The sequence below is a fragment of the Citrobacter amalonaticus genome (genome assembly GCF_002918555.1).
GTDB classification, from domain to species: domain Bacteria; phylum Pseudomonadota; class Gammaproteobacteria; order Enterobacterales; family Enterobacteriaceae; genus Citrobacter_C; species Citrobacter_C amalonaticus_A.
Map to the genome: position 1 here is coordinate 106,051 of NZ_PQMB01000007.1, position 13,430 is coordinate 119,480.

At 56.4% G+C, this 13,430-nt stretch carries 9 protein-coding genes; 4 read left to right on the forward strand and 5 right to left on the reverse strand.

What is annotated here, in order from left to right; genetic code table 11:
- Positions 1-197 precede the first annotated feature (197 nt).
- From gltB to C3432_RS24420, 4 genes are all read left to right on the forward strand, one after another.
- Positions 198-4,658: a glutamate synthase large subunit gene (gene gltB, locus C3432_RS24405; protein ID WP_103779778.1), complete on the forward strand. Its 4,461-nt coding sequence runs from the start codon at positions 198-200 to the stop codon at positions 4,656-4,658.
- A gap of 12 nt (positions 4,659-4,670) precedes the next feature.
- Complete coding sequence (gene gltD / locus C3432_RS24410; protein ID WP_103779780.1) at positions 4,671-6,089, forward strand: glutamate synthase subunit GltD; 1,419 nt, start codon at positions 4,671-4,673, stop codon at positions 6,087-6,089.
- Positions 6,090-6,268: 179 nt separating this feature from the next.
- Positions 6,269-7,519 carry a cytosine permease gene (codB, locus tag C3432_RS24415; RefSeq protein WP_103779782.1) on the forward strand — a complete coding sequence of 417 codons (1,251 nt, stop codon included), beginning with the start codon at positions 6,269-6,271 and terminating at the stop codon, positions 7,517-7,519.
- Entirely contained in the window at positions 7,509-8,789 is a 1,281-nt protein-coding gene (locus tag C3432_RS24420) for a cytosine deaminase (protein ID WP_016157577.1), read from the forward strand. Before codB ends, C3432_RS24420 begins: the two co-directional genes overlap by 11 nt.
- A gap of 60 nt (positions 8,790-8,849) precedes the next feature.
- Here C3432_RS24420 and nanQ read toward each other — a convergent pair whose 3' ends face one another.
- The 5 genes from nanQ to nanA form a co-directional block, all read right to left on the reverse strand.
- Entirely contained in the window at positions 8,850-9,317 is a 468-nt protein-coding gene (nanQ, locus tag C3432_RS24425; protein WP_103779784.1) for an N-acetylneuraminate anomerase, read from the reverse strand.
- Complete coding sequence (nanK, locus tag C3432_RS24430; protein WP_103779786.1) at positions 9,317-10,189, reverse strand: N-acetylmannosamine kinase; 873 nt, start codon at positions 10,187-10,189, stop codon at positions 9,317-9,319. The genes nanQ and nanK overlap by 1 nt, the downstream gene beginning before the upstream one ends.
- Positions 10,186-10,875 carry an N-acetylmannosamine-6-phosphate 2-epimerase gene (locus C3432_RS24435; RefSeq protein ID WP_103779788.1) on the reverse strand — a complete coding sequence of 230 codons (690 nt, stop codon included), beginning with the start codon at positions 10,873-10,875 and terminating at the stop codon, positions 10,186-10,188. The genes nanK and C3432_RS24435 overlap by 4 nt, the downstream gene beginning before the upstream one ends.
- Positions 10,876-10,922: 47 nt before the next feature.
- Positions 10,923-12,413, reverse strand: a complete 1,491-nt coding sequence (gene nanT, locus C3432_RS24440) for a sialic acid transporter NanT (RefSeq protein ID WP_103779790.1) — start codon at positions 12,411-12,413, stop codon at positions 10,923-10,925.
- A gap of 116 nt (positions 12,414-12,529) precedes the next feature.
- Complete coding sequence (gene nanA / locus C3432_RS24445; protein WP_103779792.1) at positions 12,530-13,423, reverse strand: N-acetylneuraminate lyase; 894 nt, start codon at positions 13,421-13,423, stop codon at positions 12,530-12,532.
- Positions 13,424-13,430 lie beyond the last annotated feature (7 nt).

A 13,430-nucleotide genomic window follows, 5' to 3' on the forward strand; every position in this document is an offset into this window, starting at 1 on the left:
GCTCATCATATTTATGCAGTAATTGAGATTCCCTCTGAAGCAAGTCCTCAAACTTGTTTGACCTACGCGAAACGGAATTAAAGAGGGCGAATGCGAGGTAAGCGTATGACACGCAAACCCCGTCGCCATGCTCTTGGTGTGCCCGTGCGCAAACGGTGTCGGAGAGGTGTCCGCAGAGCCTGGGGAGGTTCACTGATATGTTGTACGATAAATCCCTTGAGAAGGATAACTGTGGTTTCGGCCTGATCGCCCACATAGAAGGCGAACCTAGCCACAAGGTAGTGCGTACCGCCATACACGCACTGGCCCGCATGCAGCACCGTGGCGCAATCCTCGCTGATGGTAAAACGGGCGACGGCTGCGGCCTGCTGTTACAAAAACCAGACCGTTTTTTTCGCATCGTTGCACAAGAGCGCGGCTGGCGTTTAGCCAAAAATTACGCTGTCGGAATGATCTTCCTGAACAAAGATCCCGAGCAGGCCGCCGCATCCCGTCGTATTGTAGAAGAAGAACTGCAACAGGAAACCCTGTCGATTGTTGGCTGGCGCAATGTACCAACCAATGAAGGCGTTCTTGGTGAAATTGCCCTCTCCTCCCTGCCGCGTATTGAGCAAATTTTCGTAAACGCCCCTGCGGGCTGGCGTCCACGCGATATGGAGCGACGTCTGTTTATCGCCCGTCGCCGTATCGAAAAACGTTTGCAGGAAGACAAAGATTTCTACGTTTGCAGCCTGTCGAACCTGGTCAACATCTATAAAGGTCTGTGTATGCCGGCGGATCTGCCGCGCTTCTACCTGGACCTCGCGGATCTGCGTCTGGAATCAGCCATTTGTCTGTTCCACCAGCGTTTTTCTACTAACACCGTACCGCGCTGGCCGCTGGCGCAGCCGTTCCGCTATCTGGCGCACAACGGCGAGATCAACACCATTACCGGTAACCGTCAGTGGGCACGCGCCCGTACTTATAAATTCCAGACCCCCTTAATCCCGGATCTGCACGATGCGGCGCCGTTCGTCAACGAAACCGGCTCCGACTCAAGCTCTATGGATAACATGCTGGAGCTGCTGCTGGCGGGCGGGATGGATATCATCCGCGCCATGCGCCTGCTGGTCCCACCGGCCTGGCAGAACAACCCGGATATGGATCCGGATCTGCGTGCCTTCTTTGACTTTAACTCTATGCATATGGAGCCGTGGGACGGTCCGGCGGGTATCGTGATGTCCGACGGACGTTTTGCCGCCTGTAACCTCGATCGTAACGGCCTGCGTCCGGCCCGCTACGTGATCACGAAAGACAAGCTCATTACCTGCGCCTCAGAAGTGGGGATCTGGGATTACCAGCCTGACGAAGTGGTAGAAAAAGGCCGCGTTGGCCCGGGCGAGCTGATGGTGATCGACACCCGCGGGGGCTGCATTCTGCACTCAGCCGAAACCGATGACGACCTTAAGAGCCGCCACCCGTACAAAGAGTGGATGGAGAAAAACGTCCGCCGTCTGGTGCCGTTCGAAGATCTGGCTGACGACCAGGTGGGTAGCCGCGAGCTGGATGACGACACCCTCGCCAGCTACCAGAAACAGTTTAACTACAGTGCGGAAGAGCTGGATTCGGTTATTCGTGTTCTGGGTGAAAACGGCCAGGAGGCGGTCGGTTCAATGGGTGACGATACCCCGTTCGCCGTGCTCTCCAGCCAGCCACGTATTATTTACGACTACTTCCGTCAGCAGTTCGCGCAGGTGACCAACCCGCCAATCGACCCGCTGCGTGAAGCGCACGTCATGTCGCTGGCCACCAGCATTGGCCGTGAGATGAATGTGTTCTGCGAAGCGGAAGGCCAGGCGCACCGCCTGACCTTTAAATCCCCAATTCTGCTGTATTCCGATTTCACCCAGCTTACGACGATGAAAGAGGAACATTACCGCGCCGACCGGCTTGATATCACCTTCGATACGACGCAAACCACGCTCGAAGAGACGGTGAAAGCGCTGTGCGATACCGCCGAACAGATGGTACGCAGCGGTACCGTACTGCTGGTCCTCTCAGACCGTAACATTGGCAAGAACCGCCTGCCGGTTCCGGCACCGATGGCGGTTGGCGCAGTGCAGGCGCGCCTGGTGGAACAGAACCTACGCTGTGATGCCAATATCATCGTTGAAACCGCAAGCGCCCGCGACCCGCATCACTTTGCCGTACTGCTGGGCTTCGGCGCGACGGCAATCTATCCGTACCTCGCGTACGAAACGCTGGGACGTCTGATAGACACCCAGGCAATTGCCAAAGACTATCGAACCGTGATGCTGAACTACCGAAACGGCATCAATAAAGGTCTGTACAAAATCATGTCCAAAATGGGCATCTCGACCATCGCCTCTTACCGCTGCTCAAAACTGTTTGAAGCGGTTGGCCTGCATGATGACGTTGTAAATCTGTGCTTCCAGGGCGTGGTTAGCCGCATCGGCGGCGCTGGCTTTGCTGACTTCCAGCAGGATCTGCTGAATCTTTCCAAACGCGCGTGGCTGGCCCGTAAGCCAATCGCCCAGGGCGGGTTGCTGAAATATGTACATGGCGGCGAATACCACGCCTACAACCCGGACGTGGTGCGCACCCTGCAACAGGCAGTACAGAGCGGCGAGTACAGCGACTATCAGGAATACGCAAAACAGGTCAACGAACGCCCGGCTACGACGCTGCGCGATCTGTTGGCTATCACACCGGGCAGCGAAGCTGTCAGCATCGATCGAGTCGAACCGGCAAGTGAACTGTTTAAACGTTTTGATACCGCTGCGATGTCTATCGGCGCACTGAGTCCGGAAGCACACGAAGCGCTGGCAGAAGCCATGAACAGCATCGGCGGTAACTCCAACTCCGGCGAAGGCGGTGAAGACCCGGCGCGCTACGGTACGAACAAAGTGTCGCGCATTAAGCAGGTGGCCTCCGGTCGCTTTGGCGTCACTCCGGCATATCTGGTCAACGCCGACGTGATTCAAATTAAAGTCGCTCAGGGCGCGAAGCCGGGTGAAGGCGGTCAGCTACCGGGTGACAAAGTCACCCCGTACATCGCCAAACTGCGTTATTCGGTGCCGGGCGTCACGCTGATCTCCCCGCCGCCGCATCACGATATCTATTCTATCGAGGACTTAGCGCAGCTGATTTTTGACCTCAAACAGGTCAATCCGAAAGCGATGATCTCCGTCAAACTGGTTTCTGAACCAGGCGTCGGTACCATCGCAACCGGCGTGGCGAAAGCCTACGCGGACCTGATTACGATTGCCGGTTACGACGGCGGTACCGGGGCAAGCCCACTCTCCTCGGTAAAATACGCGGGCTGCCCGTGGGAGCTGGGGCTGGTGGAAACGCAGCAGGCGCTGGTCGCCAACGGCCTGCGTCACAAGATTCGTCTGCAAGTGGACGGCGGCCTGAAAACCGGCGTGGACATTATCAAAGCGGCGATTCTCGGTGCGGAAAGCTTCGGTTTTGGTACCGGTCCAATGGTGGCTCTGGGCTGTAAATACCTGCGTATTTGTCACCTGAATAACTGCGCAACAGGCGTGGCGACTCAGGACGACAAACTGCGTAAAAATCATTACCACGGTCTGCCGTTCAAAGTGACCAACTACTTTGAGTTTATCGCCCGCGAAGTTCGCGAGCTGATGGCGGAGCTGGGTGTCACGCGGCTGGTGGATCTGATTGGCCGTACCGACCTGCTCAAAGAGCTGGAAGGGTTTACTGCGAAACAGCAGAAGCTGGAGCTGTCTCGCCTGCTGGAAACCGCTGAACCTCATCCCGGTAAAGCGCTGTACTGCACTGAGAACAATCCACCGTTCGACAACGGCGTGCTGAACACACAGCTCTTGCAACAGGCGAAGCCGTTTATCGACGAGCGCCAGAGTAAAACCTTCTGGTTCGATATTCGCAACACCGACCGTTCCGTTGGCGCATCGCTGTCGGGCTATATCGCTCAGATCCACGGCGACCAGGGGCTGGCGGCGGATCCGATTACCGCCCACTTCAGCGGGACGGCGGGACAGAGCTTCGGGGTGTGGAACGCAGGCGGCGTGGAGCTGTATCTGACCGGTGATGCCAACGACTATGTCGGTAAAGGCATGGCGGGCGGCCTGCTGGCAGTGCGTCCTCCGGTTGGCTCTGCTTTCCGTAGCCATGAGGCGAGCATCATCGGCAACACCTGTTTGTACGGCGCGACCGGCGGTCGTCTGTATGCCGCAGGACGTGCGGGAGAGCGTTTTGGAGTACGTAACTCCGGGGCGATCACCGTCGTGGAAGGCATTGGCGACAACGGTTGTGAATATATGACCGGCGGTATCGTCTGCATCCTCGGAAAAACAGGCGTTAACTTCGGCGCGGGTATGACGGGCGGTTTCGCCTACGTGCTGGACGAAGATGGCGAGTTCCGTAAGCGCGTGAACCCGGAACTGGTGGAGGTGCTGAGCGTCGACGATTTGGCGATCCACGAAGAGCATCTGCGTGGCCTGATCACCGAACACGTGCAACATACCGGTTCCCAGCGTGGTGAAGAGATCCTGGCTAACTGGTCAGTCTTCGCAGCCAAATTTGCGCTGGTCAAGCCGAAGTCCAGTGATGTGAAAGCACTGTTGGGCCACCGTAGTCGTAGCGCAGCTGAGCTGCGCGTGCAGGCGCAGTAAGGGGTAGTAGCAATGAGTCAGAACGTATACCAATTTATCGACCTGCAGCGCGTTGATCCACCGAAGAAGCCGCTGAAGATTCGCAAAATCGAGTTTGTAGAAATCTACGAACCGTTTTCCGAAGGCCAGGCAAAAGCCCAGGCGGATCGCTGCCTCTCCTGCGGCAACCCGTATTGCGAGTGGAAATGCCCGGTGCATAACTACATTCCGAACTGGCTGAAGCTCGCCAACGAGGGACGTATTTTTGAAGCAGCCGAGCTGTCTCATCAGACCAACACCCTGCCGGAAGTGTGCGGGCGCGTCTGTCCGCAGGACCGGCTGTGTGAAGGTTCCTGTACCCTGAACGACGAGTTCGGCGCAGTAACCATCGGCAACATCGAACGCTATATTAACGATAAGGCGTTCGAGATGGGCTGGCGTCCGGACATGACCGGCGTTCGCCAGACCGACAAACGCGTGGCGATTATCGGCGCGGGACCGGCGGGTCTGGCCTGTGCCGACGTGCTCACCCGCAACGGCGTGAAAGCGGTGGTCTTTGACCGTCACCCGGAAATCGGCGGCCTGCTGACCTTCGGTATTCCGGCCTTCAAGCTGGAGAAAGAAGTGATGACCCGTCGTCGCGAAATTTTCACCGGCATGGGTATTGAGTTCAAACTCAATACTGAAGTCGGCCGCGACGTGCAGCTCGACGACCTGCTGAAAGAGTATGATGCCGTCTTCCTTGGCGTTGGCACCTATCAGTCAATGCGTGGCGGGCTGGAAAACGAAGATGCCGATGGCGTGTTTGATGCGCTGCCGTTTCTGATCGCCAACACCAAACAGATCATGGGCTTTGGCGAGACGACTGACGAACCGTTTGTCAGTATGGAAGGCAGGCGTGTGGTCGTTCTTGGCGGTGGCGACACCGCGATGGACTGCGTGCGTACCTCTGTTCGTCAGGGAGCCACGCATGTGACCTGTGCTTATCGCCGTGATGAAGAGAACATGCCGGGTTCCAGACGCGAAGTCAAAAACGCGCGTGAAGAGGGCGTCGAGTTCCAGTTCAACGTCCAGCCGTTGGGGATTGAAGTGAATGCTAACGGCAAAGTGTGCGGCGTGAAAATGGCGCGTACCGAAATGGGCGAACCGGATGCGAAGGGCCGTCGTCGCGCGGAGATCGTCGCGGGTTCTGAGCACGTTGTTCCGGCTGATGCGGTGGTAATGGCATTTGGTTTCCGCCCGCACAGCATGGCGTGGCTGGCAACACACAGCGTCGAACTGGACTCACAGGGGCGCGTAATCGCGCCGGAAGGTAGCGACAACGCCTTCCAGACCAGCAACCCGAAAATCTTCGCTGGTGGCGACATCGTGCGCGGTTCCGACCTGGTCGTCACCGCCATCGCCGAAGGTCGTAAGGCAGCTGACGGCATCCTGAACTACCTGGAAGTGTAAGTAAGCGTCTTCTGGCATCTCATCTTCAAACGCTGATGAGATGCCAGATTCCTCGCATCTGCCCCTCCCCTCTATCAACACCGTGAAAGAGAACTAAAAAAACATACGGAAACGTTTGCTTTATTCTGAGAACTGTATATTATGCGGCGGATTTTTTGGGCAAAATTCATGGAGGCGTTGTGTCGCAGGACAACAATTATAGCCAGGGCCCCGTCCCTCTGGCGGCGCGGAAGGGCGTGATTCCACTAACGTTTGTCATGTTGGGACTCACATTTTTTTCCGCCAGTATGTGGACCGGTGGCACACTCGGTACCGGTCTTTCCTATAATGATTTCTTCCTGGCAGTTCTCTTCGGTAATCTTCTCCTCGGTATTTACACTGCATTTCTCGGTTTTATTGGCGCAAAAACAGGGCTCTCAACCCACCTTCTGGCACGTTACTCATTTGGTTTGAAAGGTTCATGGCTTCCCTCACTGCTCTTAGGCGGTACCCAGGTAGGCTGGTTTGGCGTTGGTGTGGCCATGTTTGCTATCCCGGTTGGCAAAGCGACGGGGATTGACGTCAATATTCTGATTGCGGTTTCCGGTCTGTTGATGACCCTGACTATCTTTTTTGGCATCTCGGCGCTGACCGTTTTATCTATCATCGCCGTACCAGCCATCGTCGTTCTTGGCAGCTACTCCGTCTGGCTGGCGGTGAGCGATGTCGGCGGTTTAGACCATTTAAAAGCGATAGTGCCGCAGACACCGCTGAATTTCTCCACCGCACTGGCGCTGGTGGTCGGCTCATTTATCAGCGCAGGCACGTTAACCGCCGACTTTGTCCGCTTTGGCCGCAACGCCAAAGGTGCGGTACTGATTGCCATGGTGGCATTTTTCCTTGGCAACTCGTTGATGTTTATCTTCGGCGCTGCGGGCGCCGCCGCTGTTGGACAGGCGGACATCTCTGACGTGATGATTGCTCAGGGCCTGCTGCTGCCCGCGATTGTGGTGCTCGGCCTGAATATCTGGACCACCAACGACAATGCGCTCTACGCTTCAGGTTTGGGATTTGCCAATATTACCGGCCTTTCCAGCCGTTCGCTGTCGGTGGCTAACGGTATTATCGGCACACTGTGCGCGCTGTGGCTTTACAATAACTTTGTCGGTTGGCTGACATTTTTGTCGGCAGCGATTCCTCCAGTTGGTGGAGTGATTATCGCCGACTATCTGCTGAACCATCGCCGATATGCCGACTTCAGCAAAGCACAATTTATTTCCGTAAACTGGATAGCTATCCTGTCCGTTGCACTGGGCATTGCCGCCGGTCACTATATTCCCGGTATCGTGCCCGTCAACGCCGTACTCGGCGGCGTATTCAGCTATATCCTGCTGAACCCACTTTTCAATCGCAGCCTTGCTAAATCACCAGAGGTCAGCCATGCAGAATAATAACATCACCATTCGTCAGGCGCGTTTACAGGGACGCGAAGGATTGTGGCAGCTCACGGTTGAAAACGGACGCTTCAGCCGAATTGAGGCTCAGGACGCAGCTACGTTGCCGCAGGGTGAAGTGCTTGATGCCGAAGGTGGCCTGGCAATCCCACCGTTCGTTGAGCCACATATCCACCTGGATACCACGCAAACCGCGGGGGAGCCGAGCTGGAATCAGTCTGGTACGTTATTTGAAGGCATTGAGCGCTGGGCCGAACGTAAGGCAATGCTCACTCACGATGACGTAAAAGCGCGCGCCATGCAGACTCTTAAATGGCAGATGGCCAACGGCATCCAGTATGTCCGCACTCACGTTGACGTTTCCGACCCTACGCTGACGGCGCTGAAAGCCATGCTGGAGGTGAAGCAAGAAGTCGCTCCGTGGGTAGAGCTGCAGATTGTCGCGTTCCCGCAAGAGGGCATTCTTTCTTATCCCAACGGTGAAGCGTTATTAGAGGAAGCCGTGCGTTTGGGTGCCGACGTCATTGGTGCGATCCCCCACTTTGAATTTACACGTGAATATGGCGTGGAGTCGTTGCACAAAATTTTCGCCCTCGCGCAAAAATACGACAGACTTATCGACGTGCACTGTGACGAAATTGACGATGAGCAATCACGCTTTGTTGAAACCGTCGCGGCGCTGGCCCATCGCGACAATATGGGCGAGCGCGTGACCGCCAGCCATACTACGGCAATGCACTCCTATAACGGCGCGTATGCTTCCCGTCTTTTCCGCCTGTTGAAAATGTCCGGCATTAACTTTGTTGCGAATCCACTGGTGAATATTCACCTGCAAGGGCGCTTTGACACGTATCCTAAACGCCGCGGCGTCACACGCGTCAAAGAGATGCTGGAGGCGGAGATCAACGTCTGCTTCGGCCATGATGATGTCTTCGATCCGTGGTATCCACTGGGCACCGCGAATATGCTGCAGGTACTGCACATGGGGTTACATGTGTGCCAGCTGATGGGATACGGACAAATTAACGATGGCCTGAATCTGATCACCACCCACAGCGCGAAAACCCTGCACCTGCAGGACTACGGTCTGAGCGTGGGGAATTCCGCGAACCTGGTGATTTTACCGGCAGAGAATGGATTTGACGCGGTTCGTCGCCAGACGCCTGCACGTTATTCCATTCGTCACGGGCGAATCATTGCCGAGACTGTGCCGAGCCAAACGACGCTGCATCTGACGCAGCCGGAAGCGGTGACGTTTAAGCGCTAAGTTGTAATATCCTGTGTCGGATGGCGCAAGCCTTGCCATCCGACACCATCGCTCTCATCGTCAGGTATGTAATAAACTGGCGCGCACCTTGATCACCACCTTTTTGATGTCCATCGTAGCCTGTACCACACAGCCCGGCTTATGCGGCTCGCCCGGCATAAAAACCGCAAACATCCCCGGTTTCAGCGTGATCCTTTGCTCGCCAGCAATCTCCCGGCATAGCTGGTAATCATCCTCAACATGCATCTCTTCGCACTGACGCGCGGAACCCGCCAGCCCGTAATAAATCTGCTCATCCCCCGCTAACAGCAGTTGAATGTCGATGTATCGCTCGTGCAGTTCTGCTTTCTTCTGCGCAGAGGGTTGCGTGGCAAACTGCATCACGTTCATAAAGATATTGTCGCCCTGTAACTCATAACAGCCAGGCGCCTTCTCCTGTGGCCGGACAGCCAGCGCCAGCGTTAGCGCCTCTTCCAGCACCGGATGCAGTCCGGCATCGGGAAGCGTTCGAACTTCACCCACTATCATCATCTTTCTCCATGAGCCAGTAAAGCGGCGCCCAGTAACCCGGCATCATGCCGGTAATGTGCCGCACTCAGTTCCACGTGATACACCGACGGTTCCTGAGCCAGATAGTGTTGTACCTGCCCCAGATAACCTTCTGCCAGCCCCACGCTGCCGCCGATCACCACGCGCTGGCAGTCGGTTATCGCTTTTACATCGGCGATTAAGCGCGCCAGCACCTGCGCAGAATGTTGAATCAGTCCGCGCGCCTGCACGTTCCCCTCAGCCGCTCGCGCAAAGATCGTTCTCGCATCGCAACCGGCGAGCTCGTCCTGCGCTGCCGCGGCGATCCCGCGTCCGGAGGCGATAGCCTCCACGCAGCCAACACGCCCGCAGCCACAAACCGGTCCGCGAGGATCGGCAAGCGTATGGCCCAGATGTCCGGCAAGGCCACCCGTTCCGGTAAGCAGCTTGCCGTTACTGACCACACCGCCGCCAACCCCGGTTGAGACGGTAATAAAAACCATATCGCGGATTTCACCGGCGATCGCATGGTATTCCGCCCATCCGGCGGCCTGGGCATCATTGACCGCAAGCGCTGGCAGCCCCGTTATCTCTTCTAACGTTTGCACCAGCGGGAAGTGCATCAGCCCGCCCAGGTTCTGCGGATTTATCGCCACCAGACTTCCCTCACGGATAATGCCCGTCGAAGCCACCGCCACCCGCTTCGCCCGTGAGGACAACGGTTCAACCAGCGCTTTTAACGCCTCCCGCAGAGCATCTGCCGTTTTACTGGCTGGCGTAGGCAGCTCACGGCGTTCGCGGATCTGCAAATCAGCGTCCACCAGTGCGGCGGCAAGTTTCGTGCCGCCGATATCAATCGTCAGCGTGGTCATAGCACCGCCTTTTTAAGCGCCGTGTTGTACCACTGGCAAATGTGCTCCAGCCGGGTAATGGCTGAGCCGACCGTCACCGCCCATGCGCCATGACGCATCGCCCCGGCGGCCTGCGCTGGCGTGTTGTAACGTCCTTCGGCAATCACCCGACAACCGGCGTCGCTTAAAGACTTCACCAGAGCCAGATCCGGCTCTTCGGGCGTTTCTGCCGTGGTATAGCCAGAAAGGGTAGTGCCAATGATTTCGGCACCGAGTTTCTGGCAGGCCATGCCATCCGCCATGGACGAACAGTCAGCCATCGCAAGGCGTTGGTGATGATGAATACGCGCCAGTAAGGTTTCTACAGGTACCGGACGTACGCGATCGGTACCGTCGATGGCGATGATGTCAGCGCCTGCCTGCGCCAGCGCATCAACATCCTCCAGATATGCGGTGATGCGTACCGGAGAGTCATCAAGGTCACGTTTGAGAATGCCGATAATCTGCACCGAAACGACCGCCCGGGTCGCCTTCAGGTTTTCCACCCCTTCAATGCGCAACGCCACCGCACCAGCCTGTTCCGCGGCCAGCGCCATTGCCGCAACAATTTCCGGCTTATCTAACGGGCTGTCAGGAACAGGCTGGCAGGAGACAATCAGCCCGCCGTTCGCAGCAATCTTGATATCCAGTTGTTCAAGTAACGACATGCTTATTCCCTTATGACTATTGCCCGGCGCAGGGCCGGGCAAACGGATTAACTTTTTGTTTTTACAAAGGCGCTTTTGTCGCCGCCAAACGGCACGGCCCCGCTAAACGGTTTGCCGTCGATGGCATCATGAGTACGCAGCGCTTCCGGGCGCAGCCAACGCTGAACGCGTGACGGCATATCCAGGCCAATCAGCAGGATCACGACAAACGTCAGGCTGAAAGAGAGCGATCCCAGTGCAGTACCCAGATCCAGACGTTGCGCGATCAATGCACCAATGATCGGTGCCAGCGCCCCGCCAAGCGCACCGACGTTGTAGGTAAAGCCCAGTCCCGCCGCACGCTGGTCGGTATCGAAGTAACCGCCGATCAGCTTCGGTAAGATCCCGGAGATCCCCTGCCCTAACATTTGCTGGAAAAACAACAGTAAGCCCAATACCCAGACGTTAGTGCCGCCGATTGCAAACACCGGAATAATCAGCACCTGCGAGGCCAGCAGGCTACAAACATAGGCTTTGCGCGTACCCAACCAGTCCCCAAGAAAACCGCCCACGCAGCAGCCAACCGCCGCGCCAAAGCCGCTAAAGAACAGCACATTTGCAACCGTGTGAGGATCGTAAGCCAGCTCGGTTTTCAGATAGGTCGGCAACAGCGCCTGGATAGGCCATGAGTAGAGGAAGGCAAACAGCACAACCACCATCAGCATGACGCCCGTCGGCCAGCGCTTGCCGCTGCTCTGCACCATAAAACTGATAAAGATAACGGCGCACAGCAGGCCCAGTACCGCAACAATCGCTGCATTTTGCAGATTGCCCGCAAAGCAGAACCACAGCGCGGTCGACGCGGCGATTGTCATCAGAATGTTAGCGATGCGATGTTCACCGCGATAGAGAATATCAACCATTGTGCGTACTGGCGCTTTGCCTTCATGCTTCTGCTTCCAGTCTTCCGCTTCCGGAATATTTTTCCGCAGCCAGAGGGCGAAAATAATCGGCAGGATGCCAATGAAGAACAGTGCGCGCCAACCCCAGATCGGAACCACCAGACTATAGACCTGAGCAGCAATGACAGCGCCGACAGAGAAACCGGAAATCAGAAAACCACTGGCTTTATTGCGCAGGTGCTTTGGCCAGCTTTCAATGACATAGGTTGCACTTGAGCCATACTCGCCTGCCATTCCCATCCCAATCACCAGCCGGGCGATAAACATCGTGGTGTAGCCTGGCGCAAAACCGCAGGCCAGCGTCCCCATCGAGAACAGAATGATGCTGGTAACCATCGCCAGACGGCGTCCGTAGCGGTCGCCCATTGCGCCCAGCATCAGTCCGCCAAACCAGCGGGAGATAAAGGCTGCTGAAATCAGGCTTGCCGCCTGCACTGTCGTCAGCCCAAATTCCCCCTGAACTTCAGTCAGTACAAGGGCAATCAATACAAAATCGAAACCATCAAGCAAATATCCCAGCCAGGCGGCGGAAAACGCCCGCCATTGTGCCCGGTTGAGATGGCGATACCACGGGATGTTCTGGGTAGAAATACTCATTTTACTCTCCCGACGATTTTTGTTTTCGTTGTGGTGCCGGATAGCGGCTTCGCCTTATCCGGCCTACGATTTAAATTTCCAGGCCGGGCATGCAAAGCGCCCCCGGCGTTCCCCGGTTACGCCTTCTCTGCCATTAACTGCTGCGCTAACGCTTTCAGCTCTGGCAGGTATTGTTCATCCACTGGCGCAAAGGGTTTACGGCACAACGGTACGGAAACCACGTCCATATAGTGCAGCACTGTTTTCAGCCCACGGAATACGCCAGTCTTAATCAGGAGATCGATAACCTTATTACACTCGGTTTGCAGCTTCTGCGCCGCACGGATATCGCCTTCTTTGAGCGCTTTCACAATTCCCTGATAGCGCCAGCCCATAATGTTATACGTACTACCAATCCCGCCATCCGCGCCTGCCAGCAGACCCGAAGCAAAGATCTCGTCATAGCCGTTGTAAAGCACCAGATCGGGATGCGCACGGCGGATCTGTTCCATCTGGTAGAGATCGCCAGAGGTTTGTTTCAGCGCGCCCACACCCGGCAACGTCACCAGGGTGTTGATCTGATCCAACGTCAGTTTTACGCCGCTCAGCGCCGGAATGTTATAAACCACCATCGGCAATCCATCTGCCGAATCAATAATTGCGCGATAGTGATCGCAGTGCTCTTCAAAGCTAAACGGATAGTAGAACGGCGTGACCGCAGAGACGGCATCAAAACCATAGCGATGCGCCGCACGGGCCAGCTGCTGGCTCTCTTCGGTGCTCACCGTTCCCACGTGGGCAATCAGCGTGACTTTGCCTTTCGCCTCTTCGGCGACCACTTCCAGCACCTGCTCCCTCTCTGCGCAGTTCTGCACAAACGCTTCGCCAGTCGAGCCGCCAACGTACAACCCATCAATACCCTGCTCAATGTTGAAACGCACCAGACGGCGCAGGCTTTCAATATCCAGTTTCTGTTGGCTATCAAAAGGAGTTAACAACGCTGGCATTACGCCTCGTAAATCTTTTGCCATAACGACC